This is a genomic window from Leclercia sp. S52 (assembly GCF_039727615.1).
GTDB classification, from domain to species: domain Bacteria; phylum Pseudomonadota; class Gammaproteobacteria; order Enterobacterales; family Enterobacteriaceae; genus Enterobacter; species Enterobacter adecarboxylatus_B.
Map to the genome: position 1 here is coordinate 4,263,803 of NZ_CP152474.1, position 17,309 is coordinate 4,281,111.

The window sequence follows — 17,309 nt, forward strand, 5'->3', positions numbered from 1 at the left end:
GTCCCTGTCCCTTAAAACGCCACCGACACGCGGTAATAAATATTCAGATGATCCGGCCCCAGCCAGTCCGGGTAGTCCAGCGGCGTCCCGACGGTGAACTGGCTGGAGAAGACGCGGTTCACGTTGGTCAGCCCGACGGCCGCACCCCACAAGGTGCCGGAGGCGTAACGGTCGAAACCGTCTTTTTTCAGCCAGCCGCCGTCCAGCGCCGCCACTGCACCGATCTGCCCGATCCACGGCAGGGTGAAGAGCGACGCGTTGATTTCGTTACGCCAGTAGCCGCCGTTATCGCCGGAGAGGTACTGCTCTTTGAAGCCGCGCACCGAGGTCTCGCCCCCCAGGGTTAAGCGCTCGCTGCCGTACAGCCGGTCGGGCGACCACTGGAAATAGACGCTGGAGAGCCACCACAGCCTGTCGGTCAGCGGTTGCTGATAGCTGCCGTTGACGCTCCACTTGCGAAACTCCGCTTTCGGCACATCGCCGTGCTTGTCGTTATCATCCTCGGCCCCCAGCCAGGGCACACCCTGGGTGAAGGTCGGGTTAAAGGTCGCCACGCCGGTGGCGATTTTTTGCGTGTGGTTAATGCCCAGCGAAAAGCTGGAGAGCTTGCGGCTGCTGGTGGCGAGCAGGACGTCGTCGAGGTAGTTGTGGTTGATGCGGTGGGTCAGCCCCACCGCGGCGCTGGTCTTGATATCCCCGTTGCGGAACAGCACCCAGGAGCCGTTCAGCCGGTGGGTTTCGTTATCGCCGGTCGAGCGCCAGTGGTAGCCGTTGTTATCAATGGTGCTGAGATAGTTGCTCCAGCTGTAGCTGTAATCGAGCAGGCCATAGCCATAAGGCACGCTGACCCCCGCGGCAAAGTTCTGCGCATCCTTGCTGCTGGAAAAATCACTGCTGCGCCCGCCGCTGATAAACCATTTATCGGCGATCCCTAACAGGTTGTTGCCGATAAGCACCCCGCTGAGCTGGCCGGTGCCGGTGCTCTTTTGCCCGCTGTTATCAAAGCTCAGCGAGCCGGTCAGCGGGAACTCCGGGGCAGCGGTCAGGTTAACGATGGAGTAACCCTGCTGGTCGCCGGGCAGGATCTCAATCTGAACCGGAGTCTGGCGCACCCGGTTCAGCTGCTCCATCCCCTGTTCAATGTCGCGCAGGTTGAGGATCTTGCCCACCCGTCCCGGAAAAGCCATCTTCAGCGTGCGTTCAGGTACCCCCCTCCAGCTGAATTTGCTGGAGCTTACCTTCCAGCACCGCGATATGCAGCGTGCCGTGGGTCAGATCCTGCTCGGTCAGAAAGGCGCGGCTGGTGATATAGCCCCGGCTGATATACCAGTCGGAGACCGCGTGGGTCAGGTCGTTGAGGGCTGCCATATCGAGGCACTGGTTGCGCCAGGGGGCAGTCAGGCGGCTCTGGGCAGCCTCCGGCATGACGGTGGTGCCGTCGAGCACAATCCGGGAGATCACAAAACAGCGGCCGTCAGGAGGAGTAAGTGCAGGCGAGGAAGGCGTCCGGGGAAGTACCGTGCTGCGTTCCAGCTCGTCGCGCTGACGCTGGTTTTGATCCAGCAGCAGCTGTTGCTGCTGCTGAACGGCGCTACGATCGGCGGGCGACAGGAGCGCCGCGTGAGCATTGCCGATCGGCCATAACAGGATACCGACCAAAAGCCCGGTAAATTGGGTCATCCTTGTCTTCACTGCGTCCCCCTGACTTTTGTCCGTTTTCAGACCGGCGTACAAAAAAGGGGCAAATTATGTCAAAAAGTAACCCCTGTAAATATAAGTAAACGCCCGCAAGGTCATTTTTCGGACTTTTCCGCTGTTTCAGGAATTTATTGAATTATCTCAGCCGCATTACCTGGCGCAAAATTAACGCATTCCCCCGTCGCGCCATTCATCAGACATGTGTATTATTCCCTGTTGTTTTCCTGACAACTATCCTTAACTCAAATACTTAAGCGCAAAAGCGAAAAGCATCATGAGCACACCGATCAAACGGCTGGAAATCATTAAAAATGCCATCGAACTGGAAGATGACGACATCATCGAGAGCCAGCTGGCACGGTTAAAAAGCGAAGCCTTTGACGATGAGCTGCAGGCGATCGTCGTGGCGCTTGAGCAGAAAAACTACACCGGGGCGATGGCGGCCATTACCCACTGGCTGCAGAGCCAGCGTGCCGTCACAACGTGGCGCGATCCGCAGCTGGCCGCCAGCAAGCTGGAGCTGAAGGCGCTGGAAGAGCGTCTGCGCGATCTCATCGACAGGCGTAACGCCCGCGTTCAGCAGCTGGACGAATTCAACGACCTCTACCTTACCCGTCTCGGCCCACTGATGAGCCAGATCCTCGCCCTGCGCAAAACCCTGGCGGAGCTTAATCTGCGCCGTCAGCAGGCCGAGGCGCGCCGTCGGGAAGCGGACTATCGCCGCTGCCAGCAGTATGTCGCCCAGGCGGTGGAGGTGCTGACCACCCTGACTCAGCACTGGCGCGATCTGCCCGCCGACTCGGTGCAGGCCGCCACGGCGCGTAAGCAACTGCAGCAGCAAAGCAACCTGATCGCCAACCTGCTGGCCGAAGCCCATGAGCTGGAAACGGGCTTAACCCGTGAAGAGGAGCCTGCCCGCCAGGCGCGGGACGAGGCCAACGACGAGTACGAAAAATACCGCGAGCAGCAGCATGAAGCGGAGATCCGCCTGCGCAAGGGCAAGGACCTGTCCGAAGAGGATCAGAACGAGTTAAAACGGCTCTGGCGCCAGGCGAGCAAGCTCTGTCACCCGGATCTGGTGGCGGACGATCTGAAGGAAGAGGCCAACGCCATGATGGTGCAGCTGAACCAGGCGAAGCAGCGTGGCGACGTGAAAGCGATCCGCTCGCTGGTGGCCCGGCTGCATCAGGGGCTGGAGCCGCTGATGGCCAGCGACAGGCTGAACGACCTGACCCGTATCCGCAAAAAGATGGCCCAGGTTCGGGAGCAGATCGACACCCTGCTGAGCGAGCTGGCGGAGCTGGAGAAGGAGGAGTCCTGGCTGCTGGTCTCGTCGCTGAGCAATATGGAAGCCTATTTTGCCCAGCAGGAGAGAGCCCTGCACGAGGTGCGCACCTCGCTCGAACATCAGGTCAGCGAAGCGCAGTTCGACGACGTGGCCTGATTATTTGGCGTGCCAGTACGCACTGGCACGCACCAGCTTCTGATCGATGGCGTCGGTTTCAAACAGGCGGCTCAGGTTTTTCACCACCTTCCCTTCCCCGGTCAGCCAGATAAAGTAATCCTCTGCCGGCACGCTGAGCGTCGCCAGACGATCCGCGACCGCCTGCTCGTTATGCCCCACCACCCAGCTGATGTTGAACTCGCTTAAGTGGGCCAGATAGTCCTGACAGGCGGCATCGGCAACGGTGACCACGGCGTGAACCTCCGGGCGCACCGGCAGCGCGCGCAGCGCCTCCAGACGACGACGCAGCGCGGGCATACCCGACTCATCGCAGACGTACAGCTGCCAGGCGTAATCTTCCGGCACCACCAGCGAACCGCGCGGGCCACCGATAGACAGTGTATCCCCCGGCTTTGCGTCCACTGCCCAGCTGCTTGCCACTCCACCGTCGTGGATAAAGAAGTCGAGCACCAGCTCGTGACGGGCCGCGTCATACAGCGGGGTATAATCCCGCGCCTGCGGACGCACGCCGTCGCCCCACTCCACGCCCTCGTCCGTCACCACCGGCGGTACAAAGGTGGTGCCCTTTTCCGGGAAAAAGACTTTGGAATGGTCGTCGAAGCCGCGGGAGCTGAAGCCCTCCAGCGCCTCGCCGCCTAAGACGATGCGCTGAAAACCTGCACTGACGCGCTCGACGCGGAGCACGTTCAGCTCGCGAAAGCGCAGATCGTTACGGACACGTTGGGGGTAGCGGGTTGTGGTCATAATTTGCCTTCGTGAAAGTGAAATCGATATATCTAAAGTGAAAGTTAAATGATAATGATTGCTAATAAGAAAAAATGCAAGATTTTTTAGATTGCATCTAAAACACGTTTAGATATAAATTAGATATATCAAATTGAAGGAAAATTCTATGCGACAGGCACACGAAGGCGGCGGACGCCGTCAGCGCTTTTTTGGTCACGGTGAGTTAAGGCTGGTGATTCTGGACCTCCTGACCCGCAATGCCAGCCACGGTTATGAGCTGATTAAAGACATTGAAAGCATGACCCAGGGAAACTACACGCCGAGTCCTGGCGTGATTTATCCGACGCTGGATTTCCTGCAGGATCAGGAATTTATCACCATCACCGAAGAAGAGAACGGGCGCAAACAGATTGCCATCACCGTAGCCGGGCAGCACTGGCTGGATGAGAACCTGGAGCAGCTTGAGAACATCCAGGCGCGCATCAAAGCACGCAGCGTAGGCTTCCAGCTGCGTAAAAACCCGCAGATGAAGCGGGCCCTCGACAATTTTAAAGCGGTGCTGGATTTGAAAGTCAATCAGGAAGGATTGAGCGACGCGCAGCTGAAACAGATTATTGCGGTTATTGACCGCGCGTCGCTGGAGATCAATCAGCTGGATTAAGCGGTGGCTTCTCCGCGCACGCGGAACACTTTCACCAGATCTTTCAGGTTCATCGCCTGCTCGTTAAGGGATGAAGCCGCCGCAACAGACTCCTCCACCAGGGCGGAGTTCTGCTGGGTGGTCGAGTCAATCAGGCCAATCGCGCTGTTGATCTGCGAGATGCCTTCCGTCTGCTCATGGCTTGCCTGGCGGATCTCGCGCAGGATGCCGTCCATCTCCTCGACGTTGCCCACCATGCCGTTAATCAGCCCGCTGGCTTTTTCCACCAGCGCCATGCCGTCCTGGGTCTGGCTGGTTGAGCTTTCAATCAGCTGGCGGATTTCACTGGCAGAGGTAGCGCTCTTCTGGGCCAGCTGGCGAACCTCACCGGCCACCACCGCAAAACCGCGACCGTGTTCACCCGCGCGTGCCGCCTCTACCGCCGCGTTCAGCGCCAGAATATTGGTCTGGAAGGCGATGGAGTCGATCAGGTTGATAATGTCGGACATCCGGTTGGAGGTCTCGTTAATCAGGCGCATTTTGCTGGTCACCTGCTTCATCATCTCGCCGTTGCTTTTCACCACTTTGGCCGCATCTGCGGAGAGATGTGTGGCTTCGCCGGTATGGGAGGCGGTGTTTTTCACCGTCGCGGTGATCTGCTCCATCGACGCTGCCGTCTGTTCCACGGAGCTGGCCTGCTCTTCTGTGCGTGCCGCCAGATCCTGGTTGCCGGCCACAATCTGCGCCGCCGCGGTAGAGATATTTTCCGAGCCGAACTGCACCTGCTGAACAATCTCCAGCAGACGGTTTTTCATCTCCATCAGCGCGGTAAGCAACTGACCGGTTTCGTCTTTACCGTGGGAGGCGATGCTCCCGGTGAGATCGCCATCGGCAATGGACCGGGCAAAATCGACCGCCTCGCCCAGCGGACGGGTAATGGAGCGCACGATAAACCAGCCCATCAGGCTGCCCACCGCCACGCTGAACAGGGTGATGAGGATCAGCAGCAGGCGGTTGCTTCTGAAGTCGCCGTCCACCTCCACGCCTGCGCGCTGCATCTGTTTGTTCTGAATGGCAATCAGCTCCTGCACTTTGGCCTTATAGGCCTGCTGCAGGCTGAGGGTGTTGGTCATCATCTCCTCAATCGCCCCCGCCCGATCGTTGCTCTGCACCGCCTGCAGGATGCGATAACGGGAGTCGAGATACTGCTGGCGCACCCCGCGGATATCGGTCAGCACCTGCTGGGACGCTTTATCCTGTAGGGCCGTGTTCAGGTCGCCAAGGATCCCGGTGATACGCTCGCTGATGGCCTTCAGCTGCTGCTCTGACTGGGCCCGGTACTTGCCCTGGTCATCCAGTAACATGAGCTGTTGGGTGCTAATAAATTCCTGGAAGTTGTCGATTAACTGGTTCGCTTTTACCGTGGTGGGATAATCGCTGGTGATAATGGATTGCATCCCGTTATTTGCCCGATTAAGGCTCAGCAGAGATAAACTCGCACTTATCCCCATCAGGACGATAAAGAATCCAAACGCCAGAAATAATTTTGTGCCGATCTTTACGTCATGTAAGAACATATTTACTCCATCATTGTGATCATTTCTCAGACGATCTGCGTTATCGGTAACTTCATCGCTAACTTTATGACTTTGATCGTTTTTATATTTCATAATTCCGGCAATAGATAGGCGATAGCTATTAATTTCGCCTCATCGATCGTTACGTAACCACCGGAAGAGGTGTTTTGACAGAGCATGTGGGAAAACTGACTTAGGCAGGAATAATTAACTGAGGCGGTTTATTTAGTTATTTAATATTAAATTAACAGCAAGCGCTAAAAATAATCACAACTCACAAATAATAAAGCCGTTCACTCTGACAGGAGTAAACGGCTTTTCTGGAACGTTATTGACTCAATGGAGCACGGTGACGGCATCTTCCAGACGTTTAGCCCGGTGCTTCACCATCGCGGAGACCTGAGCGCTGGTTTCGACCAGCGCCGCGTTTTTCTGGGTAATGGAATCCAGTTCAGCGACCGCGCGGGTCAGCTCCGACAGCCCGGAGGCCTGCTCGGAGGTCGACTGGCTGATCTCGGCGATCAGCCGGGTGACGTTCTGCACCTTCTCCACGATGTCGTCCATTGTGCGTCCGGCGGCATGCACCTGCTCGGAGCCCGACATCACTTTGCTGGCGCTGGCGTCGATCAGCTTGCGGATATCGTTGGCGGCGTTAGCGCTGCGGCTGGCCAGATGGCGCACTTCCCCGGCCACCACCGCAAAGCCTTTCCCCTGCTCGCCCGCCCGCGCCGCCTCCACTGCCGCGTTCAGCGCCAGGATGTTGGTCTGGAAGGCGATATCGTTGATCAGCTTGGTGATGGAGCCGATACGCTGGGTGCTGTCGGCAATCTCGTCCATGGTGTTCACCACGGTCTGCATCGCATGCCCCCCTTCGGTGGCGGCATCGCTGGCGGCGATGGAGAGCTTATCGGCGTCCACGGCGGTGCGGGTGTTGTTCTGCACCGTCATCGCCAGCTGGTTCATGGTCTCCACGGTCTGCTTCACGTTCGACACCGTCTGGTGGGTGCGATCGTTGAGGTCGTCATTGCCCTTCGCCAGCTGGTCGCTGCCGTCACGCACGTTGACCACCTGGCTGGAGACGTCATTGATCAGCCAGCGGCACATCAGGCCGAGCTGGCCTATCGACCGCAGGGTCAACCCCAGCTCGTCGCTGCGGTTGAGATGCTCCACGCTGTTGCGCTCGCCCGTCGCCACCTTCAGCGCCTGACGCGCCACGTTCTCCACCGGCCGCACGATCTGCTGTTCAAACAGCAGAGTTCCCAGCAGCATCACCAGCGCGCTGACCCCCAGCGCCGCCCAGCCTGCACCGGTGGCGAAGAGGGCGCCCGCCAGCACCAGGAATAGCGCGGCCATCACGCTGCGTACCCGCCAGCGCAGCGGCATCGCGGGCAGCTTGCCGGACCAGCCTTTCGCCACCACCAGTCCTTTATGCACCCGCTTTTTACTGCGGCCTTCGTTGAGTGCCTTATAAAGAGGTTCAACGGCGGCAATCTCTTCCGGGGTGGCTTTCACGCGGATGGACATATACCCGGTGGTCTGGCCGTTGCGCACCATCGGCACGGCGTTAGCACGCACCCAGTAGTGATCGCCATTTTTACGCAGGTTTTTGACGATGCCGCTCCAGGGTTCCCCCTGTTGCAGGGTGTACCACATGTCGGCGAAGGCGGCTTTTGGCATGTCAGGGTGGCGAACGAGGTTGTGCGGCTGACCCACCAGCTCGCCCAGGGAGTAACCGCTCACCTGGACAAAGGTGTCATTGGCCTGGGTAATGTAGCTGTGCAGATCGGTGGTGGACATCAGGGTGGTGTCATCTTTCAGTGGGTATTCACACTGTGTGACAAATTTGTGAGGCGACATAGGCATCCCTTGCAGGTTACTTGAATGTTATTTTTGTGGCGTAAAGTTTTTTCGGCGTTAACGAATTTATCTTTAGTTGTTAAACATGCTTTGGATCGCAAAACTGGACTAAACCGCATTTTTTGTATGCTTTTCTAATTTGTTGAAATTAAATGGTTTCGCTATGAAATTACTCCTAAAGGAGGATCCGCTTTCCCCCCCGGCAAAACCGAATCGCCCTAAAACAGGGCAAATGCACTGCGATCGCGCAATCTGCTTTCTAAAAATGCCGGGGCGCTGCCGCCGGAATCCCGTTTCGCATGATTAAATATTGTGTAACATTATTTTAACCTGGCGTTTATCCCGATTTTTGCCCCCCTCACCGGATGTGGCGCAAAGCCTGCAATACTTAATCCAGTATCATGTGATACGCCATTCCCGGGAGCACATCTTGAACAGGTTACCCTCCAGCGCGTCGGCTCTTGCCTGTACCGCGCACGCCCTGAATCTCATTGAGAAGCGAACGCTTGATCATGAGGAGATGAAACAACTTAACCGCGAGGTGATTGATTACTTCAAAGAGCATGTCAATCCTGGTTTCCTGGAATACAGAAAATCTGTAACAGCAGGCGGGGATTACGGAGCCGTAGAGTGGCAGGCGGGAAGTCTCAATACGCTTGTCGACACCCAGGGACAGGAGTTTATAGATTGCCTGGGTGGATTTGGTATTTTCAACGTGGGGCACCGTAATCCAGTAGTGGTTTCCGCCGTACAAAATCAGCTTGCGAAACAACCCCTTCATAGCCAGGAACTGCTGGATCCCCTGCGGGCGATGCTGGCAAAAACGCTGGCGGCACTGACGCCAGGGAAACTGAAATACAGCTTCTTCTGTAACAGCGGTACGGAATCGGTCGAAGCGGCGATCAAACTCGCCAAAGCGTACCAGTCGCCGCGCGGGAAATTCACCTTTATTGCCACCAGCGGCGCCTTCCACGGCAAGTCGTTAGGTGCGCTCTCTGCCACGGCGAAATCGGCCTTCCGTAAGCCGTTTATGCCGCTGCTGCCGGGCTTCCGCCACGTGCCGTTCGGCGACATCAGCGCCATGCGCACCATGCTTTCCGAATGCCGTAAAACCGGCGACGACGTGGCCGCGGTGATCCTCGAGCCTATCCAGGGCGAAGGCGGGGTGATCCTGCCGCCAGTGGGCTACCTGCCGGCGGTACGTAAGCTGTGCGATGAGTTTGGCGCGCTGCTGATCCTGGATGAAGTGCAGACCGGGATGGGGCGTACCGGCAAGATGTTTGCCTGCGAACACGAAAACGTGCAGCCGGACATTCTGTGCCTGGCCAAAGCCTTGGGCGGCGGCGTAATGCCGATTGGCGCCACCGTTGCCACCGAAGAGGTCTTCTCGGTGCTGTTCGACAATCCGTTCCTGCACACCACCACCTTTGGCGGCAACCCGCTGGCCTGTGCCGCGGCGCTGGCGACCATCAACGTGCTGCTGGAGCAGAACCTGCCCGCCCAGGCGGAGCAGAAAGGCGACATGCTGCTGGATGGCTTCCGCCAGCTGGGGCGTGAATACCCGGACCTGGTGCAGGATGCGCGCGGCAAAGGGATGCTGATGGCGATTGAGTTTGTCGATAACGAAACCGGCTACAGCTTCGCGAGTGAGATGTTCCGCCAGCGGGTGCTGGTGGCAGGCACGCTCAACAACTCGAAGACCATTCGCATTGAACCGCCGCTGACGCTGACCATTGAGCAGTGTGAGCTGGTGCTTAAAGCGGCCCGCAAGGCGCTGGCTGCGCTGCGGGTGAGCGTGGCTGAAGCGTAAACACGCCGGGCGGCGCGATGCTTGCCCGGCCTACGAGACTGTGCCTGTTGTTGCCCGGTGGCGCTTCGCTTACCGGGCCTACAACTGCCACAACGACGTTGGGTTTTGTAGGCCGGGCAAGCGTAGCGCCCCCGGCATCTCACATGTTACCGGTGAAACTCCGCCACCGTCATGGCGAACCGCAGCACGCTCTCCCCATAGTTCGCGTAGCTGTGCGCGGCTTCGGTTTTCGCCACCGCCGACGCCCCGGCCACCACCTGCGTGACGCTCTCCTCTACCTTCAGCGTTAATACCCCCGTTTCCACGTGCAGCAGCTCAAAGGTGCCTGCCGGATGACCGGGTGAGCTGAAGCTTTCGCCCGGCTGCATCTCCCAGCGCCACAGCTCAATCATATCCGGGCCAGCGGTACCCGCCAGCAGCCGGGCACTGCCGCCCTTCTCGCCGTGCCACAGCACCGGGATCGCCGCTTCCTCGATAATGTGCACCTGCGGCTCGCTGGCAACGTTAACGATGTCCGCCACCGACACGCCCAGCGCAGCCGCCAGCTTGCAGAGGATCGCAATGCTGGGGTTGGCGGCCCCTTTTTCTATCTCCACCAGCATCCCTTTGCTGACGCTGGCGCGGCGCGACAGCTCATCCAGGGACAGCTTTTTCTCTTTCCGCCAGTTGCGGATACGGTTCGCGACCGCCAGGCTTACCTGGGCCACGTCTGCGCCCTGCGCAGTCATTATATTGACTTTATCGGTCACTGGTCATTACCATGGTCTAAAACAGTCGATACAGGATTATTTATGTCCCTCCTCACGCCGTCAATAGATCCGCGCCTGGCCGGGATCGCCCCGGGTTTCCGCGCGCTGAGCATCGTGGTCGAAGCCGCGCCCATTACCGCGCCCGAAGTGGCTTCTGCCGCGTTAGCCCAGGCCTGCCAGCAGATGTTGAACGATGACTTTGCCTGGGCCGAGGATCATCTCGCCGCCTGGGATGACGTATTTAAAGCCTTCGGTGCTAAACCGAAACGCACCCCCTGCTCCGCCAGCGCCCTGCGCAAGCGGGTGCTGAAAGACGGCACGCTGCCGCCGCTCGATCCGGTAGTGGATATCTACAATGCGATCAGCATCCGCTATGCCATTCCGGTAGGCGGGGAGAATCTTGCGGCTTACACCGGGGCACCGCGCCTGACGCTGGCCGACGGCAGCGAGCCTTTTGATACCATGAAAGAGGGGCAGCCGGGGGGTGGAGCATCCCGATGCGGGCGAGGTTATCTGGCGTGATGACCTGGGGGTGACCTGCCGCCGCTGGAACTGGCGACAGGGGGTACGCACCCGGCTGGACAGCCAGGCGCAGACCATGTGGTTTATTCTCGAAAGCCTGCCTGCCATGCCGTTAGCGGCGCTGGAAGCGGCCGGGGATGAGTTGATCAGCAACCTGCAGCGGCTGATGCCTGGGGCAACGGCGCGGGTTCAGCTGCTGGCGCTGGCCTGAAAAACGCCGGGCGGCGCTGCGCTTGCCCGGCCTACATGATCCGCAGAGGTTTGTAGGCCCGGTAACCGAAGCGCCACCGGGCACCAGACCGCACAACCCCGTAGGCCCGGTAAGCGCAGCGCCACCGGGCACCAGACCGCACAATCCCGTAGGCCCGGTAAGCGAAGCGCCACCGGGCGTTTTTTTACGCCGGCATCAACCCGACAAAACAGCGTTTTTTACGCGGCTCCGACATCAGGTCCTCAAGCTTCTCCACGCACGCCAGATAGTGCGGGGTCTGCTTATGCGCCAGCACCGCCTCCTCATCTTTATAGGCCTCGTAGATAAAGAACCGGGTTTTCACCCGCGGATCCTGCAAAACGTCGAACCGCAGGTTGCCCGGCTCCTGGATCGCCCCTTCATGATTGGCGCGAAACACCTCTAGAAACTCGTCCACCCGGTCCGGCTTAATGTTGATCTCCACTAAGGTCACGTTCATTGTGATTCTCCCTGTTTTTCCTCCTGCCAGAACTGGTACGCCTCGCGGGCGCTCATGTTCTCGTGTACCACCTTCTTCACCGCCTTCAGCATCGCCAGCGGCGCGCTGGACTGGAAGATATTACGCCCCATATCGACACCCGACGCGCCCTGGTCGATGGCGCGGAAGCACATCTCCAGCGCCTCCTGCTCCGGCAGCTTTTTGCCCCCGGCGATAACAATCGGCACCGGGCAGCTGGCGGTCACTTTCTCGAACCCCTCTTCCACAAAATAGGTTTTGACGAACTGCGCCCCCATCTCGGCGGCGATGCGGCTGGCGAGCGAGAAGTAGCGCGCGTCGCGGGTCATCTCCTTGCCGACCCCGGTCACCGCCAGGGTCGGGATGCCGTAGCGGTTGCCCGCATCCACCAGCTTGATGATGTTACCGATCGACTGATGCTCGTACTCACTGCCGATATAGACCTGCGCCGCCACTGCACAGACGTTCAGGCGCAGGGCATCCTCCATCGCCACCGCCACGCACTCGTTGGAAAGTTCGCTCAGCATCGAGTTGCCCCCCGGAGGCGCGCAGCACCACCGGTTTGTTGGTGGCGGGCGGCACGGTGCTACGCAGAATGCCGCGGGTACACATCAGCACGTCGGTTTCGGCGAACAGCGGCGCGATGGAGAGATCGATGCGCTCCAGCCCGGTGGTCGGCCCCTGGAAATAGCCATGATCGAAGGCCAGCATCACCGTGCGATTGCTGGCGGGGTTGAAGATGCGCGCCAGGCGCGACTGCATCCCCCAGTCCAGCGCCCCGCAGCCCTTCAGGGTGAAGGGCACGTTCTGCTGCGGTCGGTCGAGGCCAAAGTTCTTACCCTCTTTGATGTCGTCTAAATCAGCCATGTTCCCCCCCTGTCAGAAGTCGTAGTTGTTGATGTTCTCTTTGGTGAACACCACCCGCTCAGGCAGCAGCACGATGCCATTGCCTTTCGCTTCATACTGATAGCCCTGGACGCTGTTCGGCTCGACCTTCAGGGCGCCGATATCTTTTACTTCCACGCTGTCGCCGACGTTAAGATCGCCTTTTTTCAGCAAACGATCGGCGACATTGACCGCAATTTTGCCCTGTTGCACCACATCCCACAGGCCGAAGGCTTTCACCGTGCCGCGCTCGACGTACGGACGCATCACGTTTGGCGTGCTGAAGCCGACAATCGCCACCCCTTCCCGCTTCAGGTTCTCCGCCGCCTGCGCTGCCGCCGGCAGGGCGTTAGCGTCGGGGGCGATGATCGCATCCAGATCCGGGTAGGCTTTTAAGATCCCCTCGGCGGTCTGCAGGGATTTGGTGGCATCGTTATAGCCAAACTGGGTGGTGACGATCTGCCACTGGGGATGATCTTTAGCGATTTTGGCTTTCGCCTCTTTCACCCACTGGTTCTGGTCGGTAACGGTGGGGCTGGAGTAGAAGAAGGCCACTTTGGCGGCCGGTTTGGTGACCTGCTTCGAGGCCATGTCCACCAGCAGGCCGCCGAGCTGTTCCGGGGTGCCCTGGTTGATGTAGATGCTGCGGCACTCCGGTTTGGTGTCGGAATCCCAGGTCAGCACTTTTACCCCGCGCTGCATGGCGCGTTTCAGCGCCGGGCAGAGCCCATCCGGCGACACCGCCGAGACGATAATGGCGTTGTAGCCCTGGTTAACGAAGTTATTGATCAGCTGCACCTGCCCGGAGACGCTCGGCTCGGTCGGGCCATCGTAGGTCACCTCCGCCCCCAGCGCTTTACCCGCCTCTTTTGCGCCGTTACCGCCGCTGGTAAAGAAGCCGACCCCCACCAGTTTCGGGATAAACGCGATGCGATCTGCCGCCTGCGCCGTCGCCACGCTTAACGCCACGGCCAGCACCATCAGTTTTATTTTCATCATACGCTCCGGGTATTTTTTGTGAGAAGAGACCGCACCCCTTCAAGATGCAAGCTCAGCGAACGCCCCATCACCACCACAACCAGAAGCGCCCCTGACAGCGCGCTCGACACCTGATTGGGGATGCCAACCATCTGTAACCCCTGTTGCAGATACCCCACCAGCAACGCCGCCAGCGCAGTACCCAGTACCGAACCTGAACCGCCATAGATATTCGCCCCGCCGAGCACCGCCGCGGTCAGGGCGGGCATCAGCAGATCGCGCCCTAAATCAGAACGCGCCGAGCCGAAATAGGAGACCATCACCAGGGCGGCAATCGCCGAGGCCACGCCCACCAGGCCATACAGCGCATAGGGCATACCGTTCACCGACAGCGCCGCATAGCGCGCCGCACGCGGGTTTTGCCCGATCAGAAACAGGTGGCGGCCAAAGCGCCCGCGATGGACGATCAGCCAGAAGAAGAAGGTAATGAACGCGAACAGCACCAGCGGGATCGGCAGGCCGATAACCGTGAGGTTGGCAAAGGCGGTGAAGCTCTCCGGGAAGCCGCCAATGCCTTCGTAGCCGGTGGCCCCGGCCATCCCCGAGAGCAGCAGCGCCCCGCCGCCGTACAGGTACAGCGTGCCGAGGGTGATCACCAGCGGGCTGATCCCGGTGTAGTGGATCAGCGCCGCATTAAACAGGCCGCACAGCAGCCCGAGCAGCAGGGTGAGCGGAACCGCCGCCACCATCGGCACGCCGGACTGCATCATCACCCCCAGCGCGATGGCGCACAGGCCGATGGTGGAGCCGAGCGAGATGTCGATCCCACCGCTGATAATCACTAACGTCAGCGGCAGGGCCACGATGCCGATGCAGATAAAATCGCTGGTGCTGAACAGCAGCATGTTGATGTCGAGCATCCGCGGATTGAGGGTGCCAAACAGCAGGATCTCCAGCACCAGTAACAGCAGCAGCGCCCACTCCCAGTTAAGCTTCATTTACGCCACCTCTTTGTTGCGTTTGCGAAACGGGGTGACGTGCTTCCCCCCCTTTGTTGCCCGGCTGGAAGCGGCTATACTTCAGCGCCCGCTGATGACGCGTCAGCGCCTGGCGCAGCCGTCCGTCGAGCACCAGCACCCCCAGCAGTACCAGACCAGCGATAAAGTCGTTCCACCAGGCCGGGAGACGGAACAGCACCAGCACGGTGTCGATCTGGGTCAGGAAGAAGGCCCCGAGCAGCGCGCCGATTAAGGTGCCTGTGCCGCCGAGCAGGGAGATTCCCCCCCAGCACGCAGGCGGCGATGGCTTTCATCTCCAGCCCGCTGCCGGTCTGGTTCGGCACGAAACCGATCTGCGCGGCAAAGACGATCCCGGCACAGGCCGCCAGCACGCCGTTCAGGGTGAAGGCCGCCATCCGGGTGCGGTTAACCGCCACGCCCAGCTGGCGGGCGGCGGCGAGGTTATCCCCGACGGCGTAAAAATCCCGGCCAAAGGCGGTGCGCGACAGGATCCACGCCCCGAGGGCGGCGATAACCAGCACCACCATCCCCAGCGGTGAGATGCCGAGCGCCACCGGCTCCGAGAGCGATTTCAGGCTTACCGGCAGACCTTCAATCCATTTGCCGTCGGTCCAGAGCAGCATCGCCCCGCGATACAGCCCCAGCGTGCCGAGGGTGGCGACAATCGCCGGAATGCGCAGCCCCACCACCAGCAGACCGTTGAAGGCGCCCGCCAGCGCTCCGATGGCCAGCGCAAACAGAATGGCCACCGGCAGGCCGTAGCCGTTGTTCAGGGCCACCCCCACGGCGATGGCGCAGAGCCCGACAATCGAGCCGACCGACACGTCAATATTGCGCGTCAACATTACCAGCCCGGCGCCGAGCGCCAGCAGGATCAGGATCTGCGAACTGGCAAAGATCATTCCCAGGGTCTGCAAACTGAGGTAGGCCGGGTTGAGCGCCACCAGCACCACAAACAGGGCGAGGATCGCCAGCAGCGCGCTGAGCTCGCGGTTTTTCAGCAGTGTTTTCATGCCTGTCCTCCGAAGGCCAGGGCCATCATCCGGTCAAGACTAACGGCGTGGCGCGGCAGTTCCCCGCTGAGCACCCCCTGATGCATCACCAGCACCCGATCTGCGAGACCCGGGAACTCATCCATGTCGCTGGAGATCATCAGCACCGCCACGTTTTGCGCCGCCACGCTTTTAATCAGCTGATAGATATCGGCGCGGGCCGAAACGTCCACCCCGCGGGTCGGTTCATCGACGATCAGCAGCAGCGGATTGGCCTCCAGGCAGCGCGCCAGCAGCACCTTCTGTTGATTGCCCCCCGACAGGGTGCGCACGGTCTGATCGGCACTATTGAGTTTGATCCCCAGCGCCCGGTGATAGCGCTCCACTACTGCCGCCTCGCGCTTGCGCTGCTGCCAGAGCGAGGGCTCATTCAGCGCCACCGTGTTCCAGCGTACCGGCGCATCGAGGAACAGGCCCGACACCTGCCTGTCCTCCGGGAGATAGACCAGCCCTTTCTCCAGCCGGGCGCTGACCGGATCGGTGTCGATCTGCTGGTTTTCAAGCCAGATCCTGCCGCCACGCGGCGGACGCAGGCCGTACAGCGTTTCGGCAAATTCGGTGCGCCCGGATCCCACCAGCCCGGCCAGACCGACGATCTCCCCGGCGTAGATCTCGAGGCTCAGATCGATAAACCCCTCCCCGGTCAGCGTTTCCACCCGCAGCACCGGAAAATCCTGAGCCTGGGTGCGGCGATTGCCCGGCAGCGCCAGCCACAGCTTTTGCGTGTCGCTCAACGCCTGCTCGCGGCTGATCGGGGTCATCGCGGCAATCAGCGCGTTATCATCAAAGTGCGCGGTTTCGCCGCTGAGCACGATCGCCCCGTCGCGCATCACCGAGACGTGGCTGGCGAGCTGGCGGATTTCTGGCAGCTTGTGGGAGATAAAGACGATGCCGACCCCCGTGGCCTGTAAGGCACGGATCTGGCGGAACAGACGTTCGGTTTCGCCGGGCGTCAGCGAGGCGGTGGGCTCATCGAGGATCAGGATCTTCGCCTCACGCATCAGCCCGCGGAGGATCTCCACCATCTGCTGATCCGCCACCTCCAGCGTGCTGGCGGTGGCCTCTAAATTGAGCTGGCACTGGAGCTGCTCCAGCTTATCGGTAAGACGCCGGGCGGTGTCCTGCCCGCGCGGCAGACGGAAGAGGATGTTTTCCCGCACGCTAAGGTTCGGAAACAGCATCGGCTCCTGCGGCACCAGATAGATGCCGAGCTGGTGCGCCTGGCCCGGTTTCAGGCGAGCAAAAGGCTGCCCGGCGATAGAAAGTTCACCGCGGTCGGGCGTTTCGACCCCGGCGACGATCTTCATCAGGGTGGATTTCCCCGCGCCGTTGCCGCCCATCAGGGCGTGCACCTGTCCCGCAAGCAGAGTGAAATCAATGTTTTTCAGGACAGGAACGCCGGAAAACTGCTTCTGGATCCCGCGCGCCTCGATAAGTGCTGTCATTATCGCTCCGCTATTGAACAAATGATTTTTGAAATTAATAATGTTCAAAAGCGTAGACGGTGAACTATATTTACAACCGTGCAGGGATCACAGTTTTATGGATATGATCCCGATAATGCTGAAACATTCCGGAATATCCGTTTTGCCGTGTGGCTCACACATTCAACCTGCGGCAGAGC

At 59.9% G+C, this 17,309-nt stretch carries 11 protein-coding genes and 4 pseudogenes; 4 read left to right on the forward strand and 11 right to left on the reverse strand.

Going from position 1 to position 17,309, the window contains the following annotated elements:
- Window positions 1–11: 11 nt before the first annotated feature.
- Window positions 12–1,680, reverse strand: a pseudogene (locus tag AAHB66_RS20430) (ShlB/FhaC/HecB family hemolysin secretion/activation protein).
- A 292-nt stretch (window positions 1,681–1,972) separates the two neighbouring features.
- On the opposite strand from AAHB66_RS20430, the gene AAHB66_RS20435 reads away from it, so the two are divergent.
- Entirely contained in the window at window positions 1,973–3,142 is a 1,170-nt protein-coding gene (locus tag AAHB66_RS20435) for a DNA repair protein (protein ID WP_347114329.1), read from the forward strand.
- On the opposite strand, the gene AAHB66_RS20440 is transcribed toward AAHB66_RS20435, so the two are convergent.
- Complete coding sequence (locus AAHB66_RS20440) at window positions 3,143–3,907, reverse strand: siderophore-interacting protein (protein WP_347114331.1); 765 nt, start codon at window positions 3,905–3,907, stop codon at window positions 3,143–3,145. It abuts the gene before it with no gap.
- Window positions 3,908–4,055: 148 nt separating this feature from the next.
- Between AAHB66_RS20440 and AAHB66_RS20445 the strand changes: the two genes are divergently transcribed.
- Window positions 4,056–4,550, forward strand: coding sequence for a PadR family transcriptional regulator (locus tag AAHB66_RS20445; RefSeq protein ID WP_347114332.1), 495 nt, complete (start codon window positions 4,056–4,058; stop codon window positions 4,548–4,550).
- On the opposite strand, the gene AAHB66_RS20450 is transcribed toward AAHB66_RS20445, so the two are convergent.
- Complete coding sequence (locus AAHB66_RS20450; RefSeq protein ID WP_347114333.1) at window positions 4,547–6,106, reverse strand: methyl-accepting chemotaxis protein; 1,560 nt, start codon at window positions 6,104–6,106, stop codon at window positions 4,547–4,549. The genes AAHB66_RS20445 and AAHB66_RS20450 overlap by 4 nt on opposite strands.
- 336 nt (window positions 6,107–6,442) lie before the next feature.
- A complete protein-coding gene (locus AAHB66_RS20455; protein ID WP_347114335.1) occupies window positions 6,443–7,963 on the reverse strand; it encodes a methyl-accepting chemotaxis protein in 1,521 nt (506 codons plus the stop codon).
- 430 nt (window positions 7,964–8,393) lie between these two features.
- Between AAHB66_RS20455 and ygjG the strand changes: the two genes are divergently transcribed.
- A complete protein-coding gene (gene ygjG, locus AAHB66_RS20460) occupies window positions 8,394–9,773 on the forward strand; it encodes a putrescine aminotransferase (protein ID WP_347114337.1) in 1,380 nt (459 codons plus the stop codon).
- 146 nt (window positions 9,774–9,919) lie between these two features.
- On the opposite strand, the gene AAHB66_RS20465 is transcribed toward ygjG, so the two are convergent.
- A complete protein-coding gene (locus AAHB66_RS20465) occupies window positions 9,920–10,522 on the reverse strand; it encodes a helix-turn-helix domain-containing protein (protein ID WP_347114339.1) in 603 nt (200 codons plus the stop codon).
- A 42-nt stretch (window positions 10,523–10,564) separates the two neighbouring features.
- Between AAHB66_RS20465 and AAHB66_RS20470 the strand changes: the two are divergent.
- A pseudogene (locus tag AAHB66_RS20470) lies at window positions 10,565–11,255 on the forward strand (B3/4 domain-containing protein).
- Between the two features lie 184 nt (window positions 11,256–11,439).
- Here AAHB66_RS20470 and lsrG read toward each other — a convergent pair.
- The 6 genes and pseudogenes from lsrG to lsrA form a co-directional block, all read right to left on the reverse strand.
- A complete protein-coding gene (gene lsrG, locus AAHB66_RS20475; protein WP_285129131.1) occupies window positions 11,440–11,733 on the reverse strand; it encodes a (4S)-4-hydroxy-5-phosphonooxypentane-2,3-dione isomerase in 294 nt (97 codons plus the stop codon).
- Window positions 11,730–12,618, reverse strand: a pseudogene (gene lsrF / locus AAHB66_RS20480) (3-hydroxy-5-phosphonooxypentane-2,4-dione thiolase). The gene lsrG and the pseudogene lsrF overlap by 4 nt, the downstream one beginning before the upstream one ends.
- 12 nt (window positions 12,619–12,630) lie before the next feature.
- Window positions 12,631–13,632, reverse strand: a complete 1,002-nt coding sequence (gene lsrB, locus AAHB66_RS20485) for an autoinducer 2 ABC transporter substrate-binding protein LsrB (protein WP_347116533.1) — start codon at window positions 13,630–13,632, stop codon at window positions 12,631–12,633.
- On the reverse strand, window positions 13,632–14,612 hold the full coding sequence (lsrD, locus tag AAHB66_RS20490) for an autoinducer 2 ABC transporter permease LsrD (protein ID WP_347114340.1): 981 nt from the start codon (window positions 14,610–14,612) through the stop codon (window positions 13,632–13,634). Before lsrD ends, lsrB begins: the two co-directional genes overlap by 1 nt.
- A pseudogene (lsrC, locus tag AAHB66_RS20495) lies at window positions 14,602–15,646 on the reverse strand (autoinducer 2 ABC transporter permease LsrC). Before lsrC ends, lsrD begins: the two are co-directional and overlap by 11 nt.
- Window positions 15,643–17,130, reverse strand: a complete 1,488-nt coding sequence (lsrA, locus tag AAHB66_RS20500; protein WP_347114341.1) for an autoinducer 2 ABC transporter ATP-binding protein LsrA — start codon at window positions 17,128–17,130, stop codon at window positions 15,643–15,645. The pseudogene lsrC and the gene lsrA overlap by 4 nt, the downstream one beginning before the upstream one ends.
- Window positions 17,131–17,309 lie beyond the last annotated feature (179 nt).

Bases quoted from the DNA above. Each gene is read 5' to 3' on its own strand.
- AAHB66_RS20435 (WP_347114329.1), top strand. From the start codon at position 1,973: ATGAGCACACCGATCAAACGGCTGGAAATCATTAAAAATGCCATCGAA.
- AAHB66_RS20440 (WP_347114331.1), bottom strand. From the start codon at position 3,907: ATGACCACAACCCGCTACCCCCAACGTGTCCGTAACGATCTGCGCTTT.
- AAHB66_RS20445 (WP_347114332.1), top strand. From the start codon at position 4,056: ATGCGACAGGCACACGAAGGCGGCGGACGCCGTCAGCGCTTTTTTGGT.
- AAHB66_RS20450 (WP_347114333.1), bottom strand. From the start codon at position 6,106: ATGTTCTTACATGACGTAAAGATCGGCACAAAATTATTTCTGGCGTTT.
- AAHB66_RS20455 (WP_347114335.1), bottom strand. From the start codon at position 7,963: ATGTCGCCTCACAAATTTGTCACACAGTGTGAATACCCACTGAAAGAT.
- lsrG (WP_285129131.1), bottom strand. From the start codon at position 11,733: ATGAACGTGACCTTAGTGGAGATCAACATTAAGCCGGACCGGGTGGAC.
- lsrB (WP_347116533.1), bottom strand. From the start codon at position 13,632: ATGAAAATAAAACTGATGGTGCTGGCCGTGGCGTTAAGCGTGGCGACG.
- lsrD (WP_347114340.1), bottom strand. From the start codon at position 14,612: ATGAAGCTTAACTGGGAGTGGGCGCTGCTGCTGTTACTGGTGCTGGAG.
- lsrA (WP_347114341.1), bottom strand. From the start codon at position 17,130: ATGACAGCACTTATCGAGGCGCGCGGGATCCAGAAGCAGTTTTCCGGC.